Raw genomic sequence first — 20,240 nt, forward strand, 5'->3', positions numbered from 1 at the left:
TCTGTTGGCAGGCAATAAAAATAGGGTTATTTTGGGGGGAAGTTGGTAGACTAAATATCTGACGAGCTTCATGTGTTCATCATGCAGTTTCGTCAAATGACTGATAGCAACCTTCAGTTTGTTGCCAGGTCATCTACATTGCAAAGGAGAACCTTATGTCTGAAGTTCAAAGTTTAATTCGTCCTTTCGGTCAAGTGATGGCTAATCCGATCTTGCTGGAGCGATCGGTCACTGAACCTGTTTGTGAGGGTATGAACATCCTGCTGGCAAGTTTTCAAGCGTTGTATTTGCAGTATCAAAAGCATCATTTTGTAGTTGAGGGCGCTGAGTTTTATTCTCTGCATCAGTTCTTTGCCGATCACTATGGACAAGTACAGGATCACGTGCATGAACTGGGGGAGCGTCTAGATGGTTTGGGTGGTGTGCCTGCTGCTAGCTTTACCAAGTTGGCAGAGCTGTGCTGCTTTACGCCTGAAGCGGATGATGCTTACACCTGCCGCCCAATGCTGGAACATGATTTGGCAGCAGAGCAGGCAATTATTGGTGTGTTGCGCCGTCAAGCAGCTCAGGCAGAGACATTGGGCGATCGGGCGACTCGTTATCTATATGAGACAATCTTGCTTAAAACCGAAGAGAGAGCCTATCACATCGCGCATTTCCTGGCACACGATACGCTGGTTGTGTTGAATTAAGAGCGTTGGTTCAACCGTTCATAGTCACCTCCATTTTTTGAGTGATGGCTTGGATCAAACCACTGCTTCACTGACCAGGTGTTGGTGGCGGAGCCGTTTCCACAAGTGCAGGTTCTGGTGGTGGAGCCGCCTCTACAGGTGCAGAAGGGGATTCTACAGGTGCAGGTGTGGCTTCGGGTAAAGGTGCAACAGTCTCACTAGCAGGCTTCTCAACAGGGGGCACTTCTACCGGAGCCACGGAAGGAGCCGGAGCAGGTTTTATCGGTGTTTCAGCAGCAGTGGACGGCTGTTGACGCTGACGTTCCTCAGCTTCCCGCTGTTGACGTTCCTGTTCTGCAACCTGCCGCTGTTCTGCTTGCTGACGACGACGTTCTTCGTTACGCCGTTGATTGTTGGAACCCTCTTCTTCGTATTCCACTCGTACCCGTTTCTTCACGCCGCCTTCGGGAACAGTTTTGGGGTCGAACCGCCACTTGCTCATGGTTTCTAGCGTCTCGCGATCGGTCTCTGGGTTACCGCTGGATTTTCGTAGCTGTACCTCCACACTCCCATCGGGTCGGACGGTCATATCCACACGGGGACTGCCTTCAGATCCCCGATATTTTGGTTTGGGGCAGCTCACGCAAGCGGGTTGGTTCGGCTTTGGCGCGGTTACAAGAGGAGCCGTTGTCCGGGTCGCAGTGCTGCCCGGTGTGCCTCCAGGTGTGCCACCGGGCGTACCTTTGGAGTCTCCATCGGGTCGTCCCAGAGGGTTAAAACCTGTGGGTCGGCTGGCATTGCCGAACCCGAAACCTGTCCCAAACGGACTAAAAATGGGTCCACCGCCAATCCGCAGCCCACTATCTTCACCTGTTTTACTGGTAATAGGATTCACGACTTCCGAGGAGCGAGAGGGCGGTTGATTGCTGGGGGCATCTTCGCCTGCCTCTTGTGGAGCCTGACTGTCGGGTGCTAGCGGTGGGGGTGGCGCAAAGGCAACTTCGGCGGCAGCTTCTGGTGGTGGCGGCTCAACCTTCTGCTCGATCGCCTGCTCTACAGGCTTTTCTGGCTCGATCGGCGTTTCGGGTTCCGCTACAACTTCGATCATCTCTTCTTCGGCTTCGGGCAGAGTGTTCCAAAAAGTAGTGGGTGCCGATGCTATTGCGATCGCGTGGAACGCAGCCGATCCCAAAAAACTCCATAGCAGAAAGGTTTTGATTGCCTTTCCTTCCTTTGCGCGTTGGGCAGTGGTTAAGTCTGAGGTACGCATAATCACTTCCGTTGAGTTGCAATTGCTAGTTTGGCTCCGGGAACCTGGCGCAGTTGATCCATCACTTCGATGACATGATCGTGAGTGACCGCACCATCCGCATTCAGCACCACAATGAGTTCTTGACCAGAACTGAGTTGCGTTTTAATGGTGGTTGCCAGATTGTCAACTTGAATGGGTGCTTTGTTCAAAAAGACGTTTCCCGCTTTGTCGATGCTTACCGTCGATCGACTCGCCGCTTGTGGTTTAGCGGTGGTCGCTTTGGGTAAATTCACGGGTAAGCCTTCAATGCGCGTCAGAAATAAAGTGGAGAGCACAAAGAAGGTAAGCAGCGCGAACATGACATCGAGTAAAGGCACGACGTTCTTAATCTCTAGAGGCTGATCGAGCAAATCAGGATCAGACCGACGTTTTCTAGACACGAGAAACCTCCTGCCGCCTGTACGATCGCAGTTGCAACAGTTCTAACTGTGTGCAGCATTCGTCAATGTAGGCAATTTGTTGGGCGTAGAAGGAGCGAAACGTATTCGCCGCGATTAACGCTAAAACAGCGACCACTAAGCCAACGGCGGTCGAGACCAGCGCTTCGCTAATACCAGCCGTCACCCCGATCGTTTTAGAACTGCCAACATCGCCAAGCGTGAGTGAGCCAAAAGAGCGAATCAGACCTGTGACAGTACCCAGCAAGCCCAGGAGGGGAGCCAACCCAACAATGGTTTCAAAAATATTGTTGAAACGCTTGAGGTTGGGTATTTCTGCCTGAGTGCCAGCATCAAGCGCGAGTCGAAACTCATCTGGTGTTGCATTCGGTAAGGAGACTGCTTCCAGGAAAACGCGGGCAATGGGCAAATGCAGATGTTTCTGGAGCGTCGCTTCAGTGAGGGCAAGGTCGTCTTGATAGAGCTGCAACACACTCCGCACAACACGCTTTTGCTGTTTTCTAGCCCGTCTCCAAAAAAGAGCACGCTCGATCGCCAGGGCAATGACCGCGATCGAAAACACAAGTAGCGGCACCATGACGATGCCGCCTGTGGCAATCAATTCATAAATTCTTTGCATGCATTCTCTACGTAAAGGTAAACGACAGTCAGTACTGGCGATCGCGCGACTCACACTGACACCATCTTTCCAAAGCACTATAGAACTTAATAGGAACTTATATCAAGTAGCTTACCCAATTAATTTCTGATACTCACACTGCGCTGCTCGATCGCCAAACGCAAACCTGGCTTCAGTCTCTTAAGACACGATCGACAGTGTTCTCAACTAAATCAAGACGAAAACCAAGAACTTTTGTGCTGACCTCAAAGCATTGATCAGTGCCGAAAAGACTGAAAAACCCCTCTCTGAGCCGTAAAAACCGTTTTCAGGGTACCCTGAACCAAATTATCCTTTAATCACAAAAGGCTTGACTTTAGGCAGCAGTCATCATAATTTCTTGATCATTACTAAAAGTAATTTGCAATAAGCCGAGTCAGTTCTCTTGCTAGGACTGAGAAAGCGCTGTCACTCGTCTACCTGAGACGGGCAGTTTCTGTTGCAAATAAGGTCATTCGCCTGTGAGGATGTGTTGTGAAGCTATTGCATTTAAGGCTGGGGGTGGCGATCGCTGCCGTGTTCTCTGTCGGTACTGCCCCGATCGCTTGGGCGGAAACGAGCGACGGGAACAACTTGCGCTTGCGTGACTTTAACCGTCCCGCAATGACGGTCAAAGAGTGGTTGGCACAAGTGGAAGCCGTAACGGTGACGGTGACGGGGGTAAAGCTGGAGCGCACCGAAGCAGGTTTAAACATCACCCTGGAAACCGCCGATGGCAGGCTGCTGCAAATTGACGCAACCAAATTCCGCAGTGAAAACAAGAACCTGATTGCAGACATTCCCAATGCAGTATTGGCGCTGCCCGATGCTCAAGAGTTTAGTGCCGAGAACCCAACGGGAGAGATTGCGAATGTCCGCGTGACGCAAGTGGATGCAGCCAACATTCGAGTCATCGTAGCGGGTAAAAATGCGTTGCCAACCGAGGAAGTGACGCTAAAAACGGGCGCGTTGGCATACAGCCTCAACCCGGAAGGAGAAACACCAGAAGAAGAACTGGTGGTGACGGGCGATCGTTCTGGTAGCGCTTATTTTGCGCCCAACTCAACCACGGCTACCAAGCTGGATGTGCCACTGCGTGATGTCCCGGCATCGATCCAGGTGATTCCACGTCAGTTGATTGAAGATAAACAACTTGTGCGGTTGAATGACCTGGCTGATTATGTCAGTGGGGTTCAAGCGCAGTCTGGTTATGGGGGATTGTCTTCCCAGGGGTATTACTTCCGGGGGTTTGAAACCAGTTTTGAAACGCTGCGTAATGGCTTCCGCGATTTTGGGTTTCTCAGTCCCCGCGATGTCGCAAATGTGGAGCGGGTAGAGTTTCTCAAAGGACCTGCTTCGGTGTTGTATGGCGGTTCCTTTGGTAGCATCGCTGGCGTTGTCAACACCATTACCAAAAAGCCGTTAGAGACTCCGTTCCGTCAGGTGGGCATCACCGTTGGCAGCTACAGTTTTTACCGTCCCACGATCGACCTTACGGGTCCACTCACACCAGATAAATCCTTGCTCTACCGTCTGAATCTGGCGTATGAGAATGCCGGAAGTTACCGAGATTTCGTTGATAGCGAAAGCATTTTCGTTGCGCCTGCGTTGACCTGGCGGCTTGGTCCCAAAACCACCTTCACGATCGAACTGGAGTATCAGAAGTATGACTATGTGTTCGATCGCGGCTTGCTCCCCAATGCTGTCTTTCTGACACTTCCCAGAGAGCGCTTTTTAGGAGAGCCTGGGTTCAATCGGGCTGAAGTTGAGTCACTCGCTGTTACCTATAACTTTGAGCACAACTTTAGTGACAATTGGAAGTTCAGGCAGGGCTTTAATGCCAACCTGGTTTCAAACTTTCAGCAGAATGTGCGCGGTTCTCGCTTTTCCGAGCCTTTGTTAGAAGCGGACGGACGATCGCTCCCCCGACGAGCCGAGAGAGAGCCAGATTCCGATCAGCAAAACTTCACGCTGCAAAATGAGGTGTTTGGCAAGTTCAATACGGGTTCTATTCGTCATAATCTGTTGTTTGGTGTTGAGCTTTCTCGCTATCGCTTCAACTACTCGTTCTTCAGGGCATCGATCGATTCCTTGGATATTTTTAACCCCGTCTATGGCGCGAAACCTGGAGCGTTTGAACTCGCGTATTCGCCAGAAGAATACGGAGCCGATAACGTGGGTGTTTATGTACAGGATTTGATCGAACTTCTGCCCAACCTGAAACTTTTAGCGGGACTGCGCTTTGATGCCAACGATAGCTTTTACCGCAATGAAGACCGCACAACAGATTTAAGCCAAACTGATACCGGAGTTTCTCCCCGACTGGGACTGGTTTACCAACCGACTGACACCACCGCGCTTTATTTCAGTTGGTCTAGGTCATTCAATCCGCAATTCTTCAGCCGTAACCGTACTGGTGAAGCCTTTAAACCAGAAGAAGGCGAGCAGTTTGAGATCGGTGTGAAACAAGAATTGTTCAATAAACGCCTGTCATTCAACCTGGCTTTCTACCAAATCACAAAGCAGAACGTACTGACGACTGATCCTAACGATTCTGACTTCAGCATTCAGACAGGAGAGCAGAAGAGCAGAGGTATTGAGCTAGATATTACTGGTCAAATTTTGCCGGGATGGGATGTAATTGCAACCTATGCCTACACGGATGCGTTTGTCAGTGAAGATAATGTGCTTCCAGTTGGTGAAACGCTAGTGAATGCGGCAAAGCATCGAGCGAGCTTGTGGACAAAGTACGAAATTCAGGACGGTAATTTGCGCGGCTTGGGGTTTGGCGTTGGCGTTGTCTTCAGCGACGATCGCCCGATCGGGCTGCCCAATGTGCTGATTCTTCCATCTTACGTGCGGGCTGATGCTGCACTTTTCTACCGCCGAGAGGGATGGCGGTTAGCGCTTAACTTCCGCAACATTTCCAACACCAAATATCAAGAGTCGCAGGGCAATTTCTATTTCATTCCGGCGGCACCCTTCACGGTCTACGGTACGGTTTCATACCAGTTCTAGGATTTAAAGGAGACTGACTAATGCGTACAGCAAAGCTGATCCCTCTAGGCTCGCTTCGACTCCGTTCCCTGGTGTTCCAATTGCACCGTTATCTGGGACTATTCTGCGGCTTCATTTTGATCATCATTGGAATTACTGGCAGTTTGCTCGTCTTTGAACCGGAACTAGAACATCAGTTGATTGAACACCGCATCGGGGCGATCGTGCCTCAAGCAAACCTGATCAGCATTGATACCGTTGTTGCAACCGTGCAGGCAGAATTGAAACGTGCTCCCAATCTTACCCTGGGCAACATTTTGCTGCCGCAAGATACCACCTCTCCTTACCAGGCTCGATTGTGGGATACCAACAATCATCTTGTGCAACTGTTTATTCATCCCTATAGCGGACACGTGATGGGAATGATTTCAGAAGCCGAGAGTTGGCTACAGATCGCGCTACGTCTGCATTATCAACTGCTTGCTGGTGACACGGGGGCTATGATTACGGGCATTGTCGGCTTGCTCTCATTCCTTTTAAGCCTTACTGGCATTGTGTTGTGGACAGGGTGGCGTAAGTTGATTGCAGGCTTCAAAATCAAGTGGAACGCCCATCCCAAACGGCGCAATTTTGATCTTCACAAAGTTACTGGTGTCGTTGCGGCTGTGTTTCTTGCTCTCACAGGTTTCACAGGCTTCTGTTGGAATTTTTACGACTGGTCGAGTGCGCTGATTTACACGCTTACCTTAACGCCCAAACCACCAGAATTGATCGCTAAACCACTACCAGGGCAAGCTGCGTTACCGGCTTCAACCATTTTGCAGATGGCGGATACGACCTTTCCCAATGCCATCACGACTTATCTGGGCATTCCCAGCACGCCAGAAGGTGTGGTTCGAGTCGGCAAGCGCCAACCGCACGAATCCTTTCGCTATGGGGAAAGTGAACTGCTGGTAGATCCCTATACGGGAAAGGCTCTGCGCGTTCAAGATAGCAAAACTCTGGCATTCGGCGATCGCATCCTCAATGCCTTTGTTCCCCTCCACTACGGCACCTTTGGTGGGCTAAGCACTCGTATTTTCTATGTCTTTGTCGGTCTAACACCGCTGATTCTTTTTACAACGGGCTTTGTCATGTGGTGGTATCGCAAACGCAAAGACGTTCGGGTAGTGGAAACAACTGGGGTAGGGACGATCGCCAAACATTGAGCGATCGCTACAATCTAGTGCGATCGCATCCTCAATGCTTCTGAAGCAGTAAGCACCTGCTTACGCTTTTCTAAGAACTCAATCAGCAAACAGGCAATTTGCTTTCTCCTTTTGACCATTTATTTTCTCATTTCAGTAGTTTCCGCAAGCAAAATGATCATTTACTTTCTCAATCTACGGTTTGCTTTCTCATTTCAGTAAATCGCGTACTCATTCCAGTAGTTTCCGCAAGCAAAATGACCATTTACTTTCTCAATCTACGGTTTGCTTTCTCATTTCAGTAAATCGCGCACTCGTTATCACGCATCGCAGCTTCAGATTTCGACTCAACTTTTCAAGTTTTTCCACCGTGTGAGGCTTTGTTGTGAAACCATTTTTGCCGATTCATTCCCTATGCATTATGAGTGCTGCTGCTTTATGGATAGTGCCAACCGTGCAAGCTAACGAAGCAGCACAACCATTACCATCGGCTGAAACTATCAAGTTGCGGGACTTCAAACGCCCTGCAATCACCGTCAAAGAATGGCTGGCACAGGTGGAAGCCGCAACGGTGCAAGTGACAGGCGTAACGTTAGAGCGTACCGAAGTGGGTTTCAACATCACCCTGGAAACGGTAGATGGCAAACCGTTACAAGTAGATGCCACTAAATTCAAAACCGAGGGCAACAGTTTGATTGCCGACATTCCCAATGCGGTGTTGGCACTGACTAATGCTCAAGAGTTTAGTGCCGATAACCCAACGGGAGAGATTGCCAATGTCCGCGTGACGCAAGTGGATGCAGCCAACATTCGAGTCATCGTAGCGGGTAAAAATGCGTTGCCAACCGAGGAAGTGACGCTAAAAACGGGCGCGTTGGCGTACAGTCTCAACCCGGAAGGGGAGACACCGGAAGAAGAACTCGTGGTGACGGGAGAAGGACAGCGGGGTTACAGCGCTCCCAATGCATCAACGGCAACTGGAACAGACGCACCGATTCTAGAAACCCCTTTTTCAGTGCAGGTCGTCCCGCAGGATGTGCTTCGTGATCAGCAGGTGATCCGTCTTGAGGATGCCTTGACGAACATCAGTGGTGTGATCTCTGCAGGCAATAACGGGGGACGTGAAGCCGCTTTCAGCATTCGGGGTTTTGGCAATCAGTTTAGTAGCTCCGTGCCAACCCTCAGAGATGGGTATCGCTTATACGGCAGCTTTCAAGGTATTTCAGAGATCGGTATTTTAGAACGGGTTGAAGTGCTGAAAGGTCCCGCTTCCATTTTGTATGGAGAAATTGAACCGGGCGGCGTGATTAATCTGGTATCTAAAAAACCACTGGCAAAACCATTTTATGAAGCAGAACTTCAGGTGGGCAGTCGAGCATTGGTGCGCCCTCGCATTGATTTAACGGGTTCTCTCACTACAGATGGGAGTTTGCTCTACCGCTTGAATGCTCTCTATCAGCACGATCGCAGTTTTCGCAATTTTGATACCGATACCAACCGTTTTGCCATTGCCCCAACATTGACCTGGAAAATGAGCGATCGCACGGATCTAACGGTTAGCCTGGACTACATCCATCAGGAAAGTCCCGCAGATTTTGGCATTACTAAATTTGGCGATGGAGTGGCTCCCGTTTCACGAGCGTTCGTGGCAAATAACCCGGATGATTCGATTACAACGGACTATTTAAGTGCAGGCTACAGCTTTGAACATCGCTTTAGTGATCACTGGAAAATTCGGAATGGCTTTCGCTACATCAGCTACGACTACGACTACAGTGTTGTCGCACTGCCATTTCTTGTCATTGATTCGGATATCATTCGCTTTTTTGCCGATCAAGACGGTCAGGATCGTTCCTATGCTCTTACTACCAGTGTTGTCGGTAAATTTGCCACTGGCTCAATCAAACATACCCTTACCGCAGGCGTTGATCTAAATCGCAGTGAATCGCGCATTCTCACCGTCTTTGGCGATCCCTCACCGCTTAATATCTTCGCTCCAGACTATGACCTCATTCCTAAACCCGATCGCGCTGCTTTACCGCTGTTTGGCGACACACTCACAACAGCAAACCGACTGGGTCTCTACCTGCAAGATCAGGTCTACTTGCTAGACAATTTGATTCTTGTGGCTGGCTTACGCTATGACACAATCACTCAAAAGACGACAAATGTGGAAACTGCCTTCAGTGAAGGTGGCGCATCAGAGCAAACCAATGATGCTCTAACTCCGCGTGTGGGATTGTTATACCGTCCGATTCCAGCACTGGCAATCTTTGCCAACTATTCCCAATCGTTTAGACCCAGCACGTCTCTCACAGCCAGTGGCTCCCCGCTACAACCCGAAAGAGGTGAAGGGTTTGAAGTAGGCGTGAAAACCGAGTTATTGAATCAAAAATTGCTGGCAACCTTAACCTACTTTGACATCACCAAGAAAAATGTCGGCGTTGCTGATCCAAACAATCCTCTGTTCTCGATCGCAACGGGTGAGCAAAAGAGTCGAGGAATGGAGTTCGACATTGCTGGCGAATTGGCACCAGGATGGAAAGTCATTGCTTCTTACGCCTATACCAATGCAAAAATCTCTGACGATACCGATGAAACCATCGTTGGCAATCGGTTATTTGGAATTCCTAGAAGTAAGGCGAGTTTATGGACAACCTATGAAATCCAGCAAGGCAGCTTCAAAGGGCTAGGGTTTGGGGTGGGCTTTGAGTATGTCAGTAATCGCTTTGGTGACCTGGCAAATAGTTTTCGCGTAGGCGACTACCTGGTTGGCAATGCAGCCATTTATTATCGCCGTGACAACTATCGCTTTGCCGTCAATATCAGAAATTTTGCCAACGCCAATTACATTAGGGCGCTGACTGGCAATGAAGGTGGCATTGAACCCGGAGAGCCATTAACCGTCATTGGTTCGGTTTCAGTGCAATTTTGATACAAACACTAGATCCCCGACTTCTTTAAGAAGCCGGGGATCTAAACACTAACTAGGAGACGTTGTTATGAATACAAACCGCTTGCGTCAGTGGGTTTTAAGATTGCATGGTTCGATCGGCATTGCAATGGGATTGCTGCTGGTCATGATTAGCTTGTCGGGTGCGGGCATTGTGTTCCAGGAAGAACTGGATCACGGGTTGCATCGATCGCTCTGGCACGTTACACCACAAGCCGAACAGGTGCCATTAGATGCCATGTTTGCCTCGGCTCAGGCAATCCATCCTAATTTGCCTGTGAGTTATATTCAGGCTCCTAAAACACCCACAGAAAGCTATGTGTTTAACCAATACACACCCAATGAACGCCGACTGCAAACCTTTGTGAATCCATACACGGGACAGGTTTTGGGTTCGCGTACTTGGGAGTATTCTTTCATTGGCTTTCTCTACACAGTGCATCACGATCTCTTTGCAGGCAAAGTGGGACAAATTACGGTCGGTGTGACAGGTGTTTTACTGCTGTTAATGGCAATGACCGGAGTGATGCTGTGGACGGGCTGGCGTAAGTTAGCAACGGGTTTCAACATTCGGTGGAATGCTCCATTGCCACTGGTTAGCTACGACTTCCATCAGGTTAGCGGCATTGTTTCCAACATCTTTCTGACGATTACTGCCGTCACAGGGGTTGTGATTGTCGTCCTTCACTTTTTACCAATGTTCAATCAAACACCAACAGCGAAGCCTGCTGTTAACGCGCCAACAGTTGCTTTGAGTACGCTGATGCAAAAAGCGGATGCTGCCATCCCAGACGGCATCACAACGTCGATCGAATTACCTGATCACGATCCGCAAAAAATGACGGTGCGTAAAAAACTGCCCAATCAGGATACGGGACGGTTTGATCTCAGCGTGGTGGAGATCGATCGCACCAGCGGTGAAGTAATTCAATCGACTAAAGTTGAAAAAGCGGAAGGCTTATTCAAGTTTATTGTGGCGATCGCCGACCTCCACTTCGGTACCTTTGGTGGTTTGCCCACCCGCATTCTTTACGTTTTTGTGGGGTTAATGCCCACCGTTTTATTCATTACAGGTCTAGTGAATTGGCGACGTAGACGGACGATCGGTACCCGGCGAGAAACTGCCTTGCAATTTGCAGAGACACAAGACAGTCGGCGATCGCTCAGCAATCCTGACTACGATTGAAATACACATTCAGGGATTGGGATGGTTGGAGGAGCCGACCATCAGCAACGTTTTGGCAAGTTAATTCTGCTCATTGAGCCGCTGTTGTTTTGAATCGACTGTGCTGCCAAAGCCAATTGCAATCACTGACCACTAGGCAGTGTTTTAAAACTCCTAATTGCTTTGTTACCGAGAACTTCTGCCCCCTCAATCCCCCAATTCTGGGGGACTTTGAAGCTGGTTTGTAAGCCCCCAAGTTTGGGGGTTGGGGGCTTTCGAGGGTTTTAAAACACGCCCTAGCCGCGTAGTCACTTTCGTTTGCTCCCACCATTTGCCAAACTTATTCTGTCTGCGACACCATCTGCCAGTTTGTTGCCGGACAATACCATTGGTTTGGTACTTATATACTTAACCCACCAACGCTGCCGCCCTCACCCCCAACCCCTCTCCCAGTGGAGAAGGGCGTAGATGCTCTCTTGTTCCCTCTCCCAGCGGGAGAGGGCTAGGGTGAGGGCGCTCTGTCCTGGTGAGGCAAGTATATAAATGCCATTGGTTTGCTCTAAGCGCTGCGTTTTGTTTTTGCCAAGCGAGTGCAGAATTTCAGAGGGCAGTATCCGTTCATAGCCTTCCCAATCAGCACTGTGCCAGCGCTTGCCAGCCGTTTTTCCTTCTGTACTAACCACCAGTGCCTCAATCAGTGCATCAGTGTGTTTGCCGACCCGTGCCGCTAAAATCAATCCACTCGAATCAGCTAAACTCAGCTCTATCAAGACTGACAATGGTGTTGTCTGCCAGTCCTGTGATGCGGCTGATGCCTCGGAGACGACTGCCTTCACTATGGGCTTGGAGCACCTGTTGCACTTGCGCTGGACTCACTTGCCGCCAGTAGTAAAGCGTGTTAAAGCGCTCAGAGAAGTGCCTACACCTGGGAGCAATAGCGTTGATGTCCATTGGGCATCTTGCCAGGTTTGTGAGACTTAGAATGACCACAGAGCCGACATTCCATAGCTTGCTGAGGGAAAGAGTTCGCTCTAACTCTACCAATCCCACAATCTTTTAAGGCACAATCTGCTCATCGATCGCCTACAAAGGTAGCCACTATCCAGAATTGTCACCAGGACGGTTCAAAGCATTCTGGACAGATTGAGACCCAAATCCGCCTATGATCTTCAGAATAGGAGCGTCTATGTGTCTTCAGGCTGCATCTCTCCTACGGTGTCCTCCTGGAACGCCTACAATGCCAGTAGGTTTGACTCATTCAGTCGAATGAGTGATGGCAATGCTCACTTGAATGCGGTATTCCTTAGTTCTCTTAGCTCTTTGATCATCTGTATAAAGATGAACTCTCTTAGTTGAAATCCTCCTATAGCTTTAACGTAGATTGGACGCGAACCAGAGGTACTGCTGATGCATTCCCCCGAAGACGGCAAGAAACATAAAACACGACGAAATTTTTTAGGACAGGCGTTGACCGCAGCAGGAACAGCGATCGCGGCTCCCTCACTGCTCAATCAAGCAACAGCCGCTCAAACTGAAAAGCCTGCTCCTGGACAAGGTGAACTGTCTGTATCTCTTAACATTAACGGCAAGCAACAAACGCTGGCGATCGAGCCACGCGTCACGCTGCTGGATACTCTGCGCGAACGACTGGGGCTGACTGGCAGCAAAAAAGGCTGTGACCACGGACAATGCGGAGCCTGTACGGTACTGGTGGATGGACAGCGGATCTATTCCTGTCTCGCGCTGGCAGTCATGCAGGAGGGCAAGCAAATTGTCACCGTGGAAGGACTGGCAAAAGGAGATGTGCTGCATCCGGTACAAACTGCCTTTATCGAGAACGATGGGCTTCAGTGCGGCTACTGTACCCCCGGACAAATCTGCGCCTCGGTTGCTTTGCTGGATGAAGTAAAACGAGGCTGTGCCAGCGCCGTTACAGTGGATCTGACCAAACCTCAACTGATGAATCTTTCGGAAGCTGAAATCAAAGAGCGATTAAGCGGTAATCTCTGTCGCTGTAGCGCTTACAACGGAATCGTGGCTGCTGTTCAGCAAGCAACTGGACAAACGCCTCCCTCTCCTGCGGCGGCAATGTTGGTGCGTGAAGCAGGAGTTCCGGCATGAAAAACTTTTCCTATGTCCGCGCTACCTCGGTGAAAGAAGCCGTTCAGCAGGCATCGAGCAGTCCAACTGCGATGTTCATCGCGGGTGGCACCAATCTGGTCGATCGCATGAAAGTCTTTTTAGACGAACCCTCCCAACTGATTGATATCAACCGTCTGGGAATGACGCGCATTGAGCAAACGAGCAGCGGTCTACGCCTTGGCGCACTCGTTAGCAACACCGCTGTTGCCGATCATCCCGAAGTCCGGCGCAACTATCCCATGTTGTCCCGTGCCATTCTACTGGGAGCGTCTCAGCAAATTCGCAATGTGGCAACGACGGGCGGCAACCTGCTGCAACGGACTCGCTGCCCCTACTACTACGACACCGCATTTAACTGCAACAAACGAGAACCCGGAACGGGCTGTGCAGCACTGACTGGCATTAACCGGATACACGCCCTGTTTGGAGCCAGCGATCAGTGCGTGGCAGTACATCCCTCTGATATGTGCGTGCCTCTGGCAGCGCTGGAGGCGATCGTGGAAGTAGAAGGAGCCAAAGGCAAGCGCCAAATTCCGTTTACCAACTTCCATCGGCTACCGGGCGACACTCCACAACGAGATACCAATTTGGAACCGGGGGAACTGATTACAGCAGTGATCTTACCGTCTGCATCGTTTGCTAACAGCGTGTATTTGAAGCTGCGCGATCGGGCCTCCTATGCGTTTGCGCTGGTTTCGGTTGCAGCGGCGGTTGAAATGGCAGACAACCGTATCAAAACAGCACGGCTGGCGATGGGCGGCATGGCTCACAAACCCTGGCGGTTTACGGAGGCGGAGACCTTTCTCACGGGCAAAGCGGCAACGACCGAAACGTTCCAACAGGCAGCCGAGGTTGCCTTGCAAGGAGCCAAACCGCTCGAGCACAACGGCTTCAAAGTCGAATTAGCCAAACGGGCGATCAGACGCGCCCTCACAGTTTCAGCCAAAGGAGGCGGGATCGCATGAGTAAGGTGATTGGTACGGCGGTCAACCGCAAAGATGGCTACGCAAAAGTAACGGGCACGGCGACTTACTCGGCAGAGCATGACGTTCCGGGACTGGTGCATGGGGTTGTGGTCACGTCTACGATCGCGAATGGACGGATTAAGGCGATCGACACCCGCGAAGCAGAAAAGGCTCCCGGCGTGATTGCTGTCTTCACGCCCAAGAATGCCCCCAAGGTGTTTAAACCCAGCAACGACTTTATGAAGTCGAAAATTTACGAAGCGCGTTTGCCGCTGGCAGATGACAAGGTTCACTACGCAGGGCAAATCATCGGCTTGGTGGTAGCCGATACCTTTGAACGGGCAAGACACGGCGCGCAACTGGTGAAGGTCGAGTACGACGCTCAGAAGCCCACGATCGAGGCGAAAAACGCAGTTTACAAAGAAGCGCCGCCACAGATGGGTGAGGAATTTAAGTTTACAAAAGGGGATTTTGCCGCTGGGATGGCAAGTGCCGCCACGAAAATCGAGGCAACTTACACAACTTCGACCGAGCTACACGCGCCGCTGGAACCCCACGCCACGATCGCCCACTGGCAAGGAACAGATTCTCTCACCGTCTACGAGCCGTCCCAGTGGGTTGCGTTAACTCAGCGTACCTACGCTGAACTATTTGGGCTACCGTCAGAAAAGGTTCGCATCGTGATTCCTTACCTGGGCGGAGCGTTTGGCTGTAAAGGGTTTCCTTGGCCCCACGCGATTTTGACTGCTGCCGCCGCTCGTCAAATCAAGCGTCCCCTCAAAGTTGTGATGAGCCGTAGACAGATGACTGCCAACACGGGGCATCGGTCTGAAACAGAACAAACGATTCGACTGGCGGCAGCGGCAGATGGAATGCTGAGCGCGATCGCCCATGAAGTGAAGTCCACCACATCACCCGTGGATGTCTTCACAGAGCCTTGTACCTCTGTCACGCCAGTCATGTACACCGCTCCCAATCTGCTGCTGAATCAAGAGTTGGCAGTGATGAATATCGGCACACCTACTTTTATGCGGGGTCCTGGCGAAACTCCAGGCATGTGGGCGTTGGAGTCGGCGATGGATGAACTCGCCTGGGCGTTGAAGCTAGACCCAGTAGCACTGCGGCTGAAGAACGAAACAAAGGAGCATCAGCGCAAGGGACTCCCCTTCTCCGCCAAACATTTTGCCGATTGTCTCAAGGTTGGGGCAGAGCGGTTTGGTTGGAAAGACAGACCACAGCCGCGATCGCTGACCCGCGATGGTGCACTCGTGGGCTGGGGCATGGCGGCTGCCACCTTCCCTGGTTCTCGCGGCGCAACCTCCGCTAAAGTGCGTTTGTTGCCCGATGGCACGGTTCATGTTCTCACCTCTGGCAACGATATGGGGACGGGTTCGTACACGGTTGTGGCGATCGCCGCCGCCGATACATTGGGCATTCCGGTTGAAAAGGTGCGAGTGGAGATGGGTGACTCACAGTTGCCCGATGGCGGCTTGGCAGGCGGTTCTCAGATGACTGCATCCCTCGTCCCCAGCGTCACCAAAGCGTGCCAGGATATCCTCAAAACTGCCAACTGCACCAGTGGAACTGAAGCCTGTGCAGCGCTTCAGAAGTCGGGACGGGCGGCGATCGAAGCCTCTGCGTCTTCTGCTCCTGGTGACGAAGACAAGAAATGGGCATTCCAGTCCTGGGGCGCTCACTTTTGCGAAGTCACCGTCGATGAAGAAATTGGACGGTTGCGAGTCACCCGCTGGGTATCGGTGATGGATGTTGGGCGCGTGATCAATACCAAAGCCGCTGCCAGTCAGGTGCGCGGTGGGGTGATTATGGGGCTTGGACAGGCACTGATGGAAGAGTGCCATTTTGATCCAAACACCGGGTATCCCGTCGTCTATGATCTTGCGACCTATCACTTCCCTGCCCATGCAGACACGCCTCGGATTGATGTTGCCTTTGTCGGCGAACCGGATTTGAACTTTAATCCGGCAGGTGCACGCGGTGTCGGTGAGATTTGCATCACGGGTGTCTCAGCAGCCGTTGCCAATGCGGTCTACCACGCCACGGGCAAGCGATTACGCAGTTTGCCACTCACACCCGACAAGTTGATTGCGTAAACTTAGTTTACTTCAAACATCTTCAGACTCTGGCTCATACCAGTCTTTTGAAGACGTACAGAGCTGCCGATCGTCGGTTGGGTTCCCTAGACCTAGGGCGTGTTTTAAAATCCTTAGAAGCCCCCAATCCCCAATTCTGGGGGCTGCCAAACCATCCTTAAAGTCCCCCAACGTTGGGGGATTAGGGGGCAGAACCTTACAGCAACAAAGTGATGGGAAGTTTTAAAACACTGCCTAGCCCAACCGACCATTCTCAGTCAATCAACCCCTTGTTATGGAAAATCCCGATCGACCAGCCGATCCAATTACATTAGTCATTTCAGAGGTGGTTGAACCAAGTCAGATTCAAGCGTATGAAGCATGGTCTAGAGGGTTTAACCAGGCAGTTCAACAATTTGAGGGTTTCCTGGGTGTGGATGTCATTCGTCCTCGTGACCACGCCTATCCTGAGTACGTGGTGATTGTGAAGTTTGACAGCTACACCCACTTCAGGCATTGGCGAACCTCCCCAACCTTCCAGCAGTGGGTTGATAAGGGGCGTAATCTGGTGCTCGATCGCTCACAGCAACAGCTTGGTGGCGTTGAATTATGGTTTACTCTACCGCCTGCCGCCAATAAACTGCCCCAAACACCCTATTACAAGAAAGTAATTCTCGGTATCCTGGCGGTTTATCCACTCATTCTGCTGGCAGATGTACTGTTGGGACCGTTTTTGAAACCATTGCCATCCTTACTTGGTTTATTCATTTCAGTGACGTTTGTGTCCGCGTTACTAACCTATCCGGTGATGCCCTGGCTGTCCCGCTTACTCGGCTTCTGGCTCTATCCATCGTCAGCCCGTAGCACCAGGAAGGGTTAGAAATCGTTTATTTTTCCATCATGTAATGAAAGAATTACAAGCTATTCTCAAGGTGTTTGAGCAGAGCCAGATTGCGGGTCAAAGGATGGCGATCGCCACTGTGGTTAAAACAATGGGTTCCGTCTACCGCAGACCGGGCGCACGGATGTTGCTGACTGAAACGGGGCAAATGGTGGGGGCGATTAGCGGCGGCTGTCTCGAAAGTGATGTGTTTGAACGGGCAAAACCATTGCTGCTGCAAAGCTCCAAATCCATCCTTGTGCAATACGACACAACTGCCAGTGATGATGTCATTTGGGGCATGGGCATGGGCTGTAACGGTGCCGTTCAAGTGCTCATTGAGTCGCTACATACGGTGTCTGCCAAGCGCCAGCTTGAAGTTATTGCAGACTGTTTTCAGCAGAACCAAGCGGGCGCGATCGCCACGATCTTTCAAGTTGAAGGAGACATTGATGTCCAGGTTACCGATCGATTGTTCCTAAAACCTGACGGTACTGTTGCGCATGGTATTGCGAACCCCCAACTGGTCAGCCGTCTATTGCAGGACACTTACAGGGTACTTGCGGAAGCAAAAACTCAAGTTATCTCCTATCGTTTGGATGATGGTTCGGTTGAGGTGCTGATCGAAGCCATTCATCCGCCGGTACCACTGCTGATCTTTGGGGCAGGGTACGATGCCATTCCAGTGATGCAATTGGCAAAGCAGCTTGGCTGGCACGTCACAGTCATTGATCATCGATCGATATATGCCACGCGCGATCGCTTTCCTCAAGCAGACGAAATCATTCTTTGCCATCCCCATGAGCTTGAAGCTCGTCTCATGCTGCACTCACGCACGATCGCCGTCGTCATGACGCATCATTATCAACATGATCAAACCTTGTTGCGATCATTGTTACCTTCTCCCATTCATTACTTAGGAGTGCTTGGACCGAAACAACGCACTCAGCAATTGTTGGAGGATTTACGCATTCAAGGGTTTTCCTCAACCAACATTCAACGGCAACGCCTTTATCATCCCATTGGGCTGGATCTGGGCGCTGAAACCCCTGAGGAAATTGCGTTGGCGATCGTGGCAGAAATTCAGGCTGTTTTAACCAACCGTACTGGCGGGATGCTGCGCGATCGTCACGCTCCCATTCACGCCCCTAATCCAGAGCGCCTATGTCTACCATCGGCTTAATGATTCTGGCAGCAGGCGCGTCTACCCGGATGGGAACGCCCAAGCAATTATTGTTGTTTCAAGGGCGCAGTCTGTTGCGCTACATCGCTGAAGTGGCGATCGCCTCTTGCTGTGACCCCGTTGTGGTGGTGTTAGGGTCACAAGCTGAACGTATGAAGTTAGAGGTTGATGCGCTCGCCCTGCATCTGGTTGAAAATCAACGGTGGGCAGAAGGCATGGGCACTTCCATTGCTGCTGGCATGACAACACTCACAGCCATCAACCCGGCTTTAGACGCAGTAATCATTGTTCTATGCGATCAACCGTTTGTTTCCGCTTCTTTAATGAATCAATTAGCCGCGTCCTATCAATCGACGCAACGCCCCATTATTGCGTCTGCCTATGCAGATACTGTCGGTGTGCCTGCGCTGTTCGATCGGTCTCTATTCAGAGAATTAATGACGCTGAATGTAACTGTCGGAGCTAAGTACTTAATCAAACAGCACACCGAAAAAGTTCTTCAGGTCTCCTTTCCAAAAGGAGCCATTGACTTAGATACGCCTGCACAGTATCAGCAATTACTCAAAGACACAACAACTGTTGCGTTGAGCAGCGATAGCAAGTCTCCTTGAATGTAAATGGGAGCATGTCACTTTCGCAAGTGCTAGATTCTGCCCTCATCCCCAACCCTTCTCCCCCAGGAGAAGGGAGCAAGGATTCAAAGTCCCTCTCCCTAGGGAGAGGGATTTAGGGTGAGGGCGCAAAGGTGACACGCTCCCAATGTAAACTGTAGAACCTCCCGTTTGGACTCAGCACGAAAGGTGATTGCCCTTCACAGAAAGGTAGTGCTCAAGATGTAATGATGGAGAAGTAAAGTCTTTGCTGTCCGCCTACCCTGCCTGCCTGCCCCATTTGTGCCTCCGCCAAAACGGTTAAGAACGGTCACACCCATAACGGTAAACAACGATTGGTAGTGCATCACAATACCGTTGGTGCACTCTAAGCGCTGCGTTCTGTCTTTGCCAATGTCAGGCGGCATGTCAGGCGGTAAAACTCGTTCATACCTGCCTCAATTGAGCATGTCATCGATCCACATTTTTTGCAAAAAGTGCTCAAAACAGGAAAAATGATTGATGCGGAAAGTGCGATCGGCTGAAATTAGAGCTGTAGCAGCCAATATGCTGGCGGAGCTGGCAAAATTGCAACGACTGGAAGCGCAGATACGGTAAGTGCAAAGAGAGCTAAACGCTGATCCTACACGCGCTGACTTCTTATATGAAAATTTTGCGCTCAAGTTGCATAACTCCTACACAGGTTGCGCGCGTATTTTTCAGATCATGGCGACGGAACTGAATGGTAGTGTGCGTGTATTCAGGTGGCACGCAGAAACCTGGTTTCTCTCCCGGTACCTAGCAACCATGTATCGGTGTCGATCGCAGCAGGATGGCATTCCAGGTCGGTTGCTTGTTGGGGAAGGATGGTTGCTACTTGGCGAAGCATGGTTGCTACCGGGCAACGGACGATCGCAGGCGGATGTGACTCGGTTGCTTCTAGCTAATCGATGGGTTGCATGAGGGGGACGGATTATTGTGTGCGATCGCAGGATGAATGCATGTCCAAAAAGAAACGTTCCTACGGGACGGTAAGAACGTTCTAGAGTACTTGAGAACGTATGCTTGCA

General features: G+C 50.9%; 16 protein-coding genes and 2 pseudogenes. 12 read left to right on the forward strand and 6 right to left on the reverse strand.

The window, feature by feature from the left end; genetic code table 11:
• The first annotated feature begins 155 nt into the window (after positions 1 to 155).
• On the forward strand, positions 156 to 692 hold the full coding sequence (dpsA, locus tag AC5JO6_RS05185; protein WP_496079984.1) for a DNA starvation/stress protection protein DpsA: 537 nt from the start codon (positions 156 to 158) through the stop codon (positions 690 to 692).
• A 67-nt stretch (positions 693 to 759) separates the two neighbouring features.
• On the opposite strand, the gene AC5JO6_RS05190 is transcribed toward dpsA, so the two are convergent.
• Genes AC5JO6_RS05190 through AC5JO6_RS05200 form a run of 3 tightly spaced genes read right to left on the reverse strand, consistent with a single transcriptional unit; the run spans position 760 to position 3,000 of the window.
• A complete protein-coding gene (locus AC5JO6_RS05190) occupies positions 760 to 1,941 on the reverse strand; it encodes an energy transducer TonB family protein (protein WP_496079985.1) in 1,182 nt (393 codons plus the stop codon).
• 2 nt (positions 1,942 to 1,943) lie between these two features.
• Positions 1,944 to 2,363, reverse strand: a complete 420-nt coding sequence (locus AC5JO6_RS05195; RefSeq protein ID WP_496079986.1) for an ExbD/TolR family protein — start codon at positions 2,361 to 2,363, stop codon at positions 1,944 to 1,946.
• The gene (locus AC5JO6_RS05200) at positions 2,356 to 3,000 is read right to left on the reverse strand and encodes a MotA/TolQ/ExbB proton channel family protein (RefSeq protein ID WP_496079987.1); all 645 of its coding nucleotides are present in this window, start codon (positions 2,998 to 3,000) and stop codon (positions 2,356 to 2,358) included. The genes AC5JO6_RS05195 and AC5JO6_RS05200 overlap by 8 nt, the downstream gene beginning before the upstream one ends.
• A 513-nt stretch (positions 3,001 to 3,513) precedes the next feature.
• Between AC5JO6_RS05200 and AC5JO6_RS05205 the strand changes: the two genes are divergently transcribed.
• The 4 genes from AC5JO6_RS05205 to AC5JO6_RS05220 all read left to right on the forward strand — a co-directional run bounded on the left by AC5JO6_RS05205 (position 3,514) and on the right by AC5JO6_RS05220 (position 11,341).
• Positions 3,514 to 6,036, forward strand: a complete 2,523-nt coding sequence (locus AC5JO6_RS05205) for a TonB-dependent siderophore receptor (protein WP_496079988.1) — start codon at positions 3,514 to 3,516, stop codon at positions 6,034 to 6,036.
• 20 nt (positions 6,037 to 6,056) lie between these two features.
• Entirely contained in the window at positions 6,057 to 7,223 is a 1,167-nt protein-coding gene (locus tag AC5JO6_RS05210) for a PepSY-associated TM helix domain-containing protein (protein WP_496079989.1), read from the forward strand.
• A 364-nt stretch (positions 7,224 to 7,587) separates the two neighbouring features.
• Positions 7,588 to 10,137, forward strand: a complete 2,550-nt coding sequence (locus AC5JO6_RS05215; protein WP_496079990.1) for a TonB-dependent siderophore receptor — start codon at positions 7,588 to 7,590, stop codon at positions 10,135 to 10,137.
• Between the two features lie 67 nt (positions 10,138 to 10,204).
• Positions 10,205 to 11,341, forward strand: coding sequence for a PepSY-associated TM helix domain-containing protein (locus AC5JO6_RS05220; RefSeq protein ID WP_496079991.1), 1,137 nt, complete (start codon positions 10,205 to 10,207; stop codon positions 11,339 to 11,341).
• A 276-nt stretch (positions 11,342 to 11,617) separates the two neighbouring features.
• Here AC5JO6_RS05220 and AC5JO6_RS05225 read toward each other — a convergent pair.
• Together AC5JO6_RS05225 and AC5JO6_RS05230 are read right to left on the reverse strand one after the other, a co-directional pair.
• Positions 11,618 to 11,716 (reverse strand): annotated as a pseudogene (locus AC5JO6_RS05225) (IS1 family transposase); the annotation flags it as partial.
• 158 nt (positions 11,717 to 11,874) lie between these two features.
• Positions 11,875 to 12,326 (reverse strand): annotated as a pseudogene (locus AC5JO6_RS05230) (transposase); the annotation flags it as partial.
• 401 nt (positions 12,327 to 12,727) lie between these two features.
• Between AC5JO6_RS05230 and AC5JO6_RS05235 the strand changes: the two are divergent.
• From AC5JO6_RS05235 to AC5JO6_RS05260, 6 genes are all read left to right on the forward strand, one after another.
• Entirely contained in the window at positions 12,728 to 13,441 is a 714-nt protein-coding gene (locus tag AC5JO6_RS05235; protein ID WP_496079992.1) for a 2Fe-2S iron-sulfur cluster-binding protein, read from the forward strand.
• Positions 13,438 to 14,427 (forward strand): FAD binding domain-containing protein, encoded by a 990-nt coding sequence (locus AC5JO6_RS05240; RefSeq protein ID WP_496079993.1) that lies wholly within the window; start codon positions 13,438 to 13,440, stop codon positions 14,425 to 14,427. The genes AC5JO6_RS05235 and AC5JO6_RS05240 overlap by 4 nt, the downstream gene beginning before the upstream one ends.
• A complete protein-coding gene (locus AC5JO6_RS05245; RefSeq protein WP_496079994.1) occupies positions 14,424 to 16,538 on the forward strand; it encodes a xanthine dehydrogenase family protein molybdopterin-binding subunit in 2,115 nt (704 codons plus the stop codon). Before AC5JO6_RS05240 ends, AC5JO6_RS05245 begins: the two co-directional genes overlap by 4 nt.
• Before the next feature lie 274 nt (positions 16,539 to 16,812).
• Complete coding sequence (locus AC5JO6_RS05250) at positions 16,813 to 17,397, forward strand: antibiotic biosynthesis monooxygenase (RefSeq protein ID WP_496079995.1); 585 nt, start codon at positions 16,813 to 16,815, stop codon at positions 17,395 to 17,397.
• Between the two features lie 25 nt (positions 17,398 to 17,422).
• Positions 17,423 to 18,580 carry an XdhC family protein gene (locus AC5JO6_RS05255; protein ID WP_496079996.1) on the forward strand — a complete coding sequence of 386 codons (1,158 nt, stop codon included), beginning with the start codon at positions 17,423 to 17,425 and terminating at the stop codon, positions 18,578 to 18,580.
• On the forward strand, positions 18,562 to 19,191 hold the full coding sequence (locus AC5JO6_RS05260; protein WP_496079997.1) for a nucleotidyltransferase family protein: 630 nt from the start codon (positions 18,562 to 18,564) through the stop codon (positions 19,189 to 19,191). Before AC5JO6_RS05255 ends, AC5JO6_RS05260 begins: the two co-directional genes overlap by 19 nt.
• A 200-nt stretch (positions 19,192 to 19,391) precedes the next feature.
• Here the strand turns inward: AC5JO6_RS05260 and AC5JO6_RS05265 are convergent, their stop codons facing one another.
• Positions 19,392 to 19,598, reverse strand: a complete 207-nt coding sequence (locus AC5JO6_RS05265; protein ID WP_496079998.1) for a hypothetical protein — start codon at positions 19,596 to 19,598, stop codon at positions 19,392 to 19,394.
• 298 nt (positions 19,599 to 19,896) lie between these two features.
• On the opposite strand from AC5JO6_RS05265, the gene AC5JO6_RS05270 reads away from it, so the two are divergent.
• Entirely contained in the window at positions 19,897 to 20,133 is a 237-nt protein-coding gene (locus AC5JO6_RS05270) for a hypothetical protein (protein WP_496079999.1), read from the forward strand.
• The last annotated feature ends 107 nt before the right edge of the window (positions 20,134 to 20,240 follow it).

Source organism: Tildeniella sp., assembly GCF_059505325.1.

Coding starts and splice junctions, on each gene's coding strand:
- dpsA (WP_496079984.1), top strand. CDS start 156: ATGTCTGAAGTTCAAAGTTTAATTCGTCCTTTCGGTCAAGTGATGGCT.
- AC5JO6_RS05190 (WP_496079985.1), bottom strand. CDS start 1,941: ATGCGTACCTCAGACTTAACCACTGCCCAACGCGCAAAGGAAGGAAAG.
- AC5JO6_RS05200 (WP_496079987.1), bottom strand. CDS start 3,000: ATGCAAAGAATTTATGAATTGATTGCCACAGGCGGCATCGTCATGGTG.
- AC5JO6_RS05210 (WP_496079989.1), top strand. CDS start 6,057: ATGCGTACAGCAAAGCTGATCCCTCTAGGCTCGCTTCGACTCCGTTCC.
- AC5JO6_RS05220 (WP_496079991.1), top strand. CDS start 10,205: ATGAATACAAACCGCTTGCGTCAGTGGGTTTTAAGATTGCATGGTTCG.
- AC5JO6_RS05235 (WP_496079992.1), top strand. CDS start 12,728: ATGCATTCCCCCGAAGACGGCAAGAAACATAAAACACGACGAAATTTT.
- AC5JO6_RS05240 (WP_496079993.1), top strand. CDS start 13,438: ATGAAAAACTTTTCCTATGTCCGCGCTACCTCGGTGAAAGAAGCCGTT.
- AC5JO6_RS05245 (WP_496079994.1), top strand. CDS start 14,424: ATGAGTAAGGTGATTGGTACGGCGGTCAACCGCAAAGATGGCTACGCA.
- AC5JO6_RS05250 (WP_496079995.1), top strand. CDS start 16,813: ATGGAAAATCCCGATCGACCAGCCGATCCAATTACATTAGTCATTTCA.
- AC5JO6_RS05255 (WP_496079996.1), top strand. CDS start 17,423: ATGAAAGAATTACAAGCTATTCTCAAGGTGTTTGAGCAGAGCCAGATT.
- AC5JO6_RS05260 (WP_496079997.1), top strand. CDS start 18,562: ATGTCTACCATCGGCTTAATGATTCTGGCAGCAGGCGCGTCTACCCGG.
- AC5JO6_RS05265 (WP_496079998.1), bottom strand. CDS start 19,598: ATGCCGCCTGACATTGGCAAAGACAGAACGCAGCGCTTAGAGTGCACC.
- AC5JO6_RS05270 (WP_496079999.1), top strand. CDS start 19,897: ATGGCGACGGAACTGAATGGTAGTGTGCGTGTATTCAGGTGGCACGCA.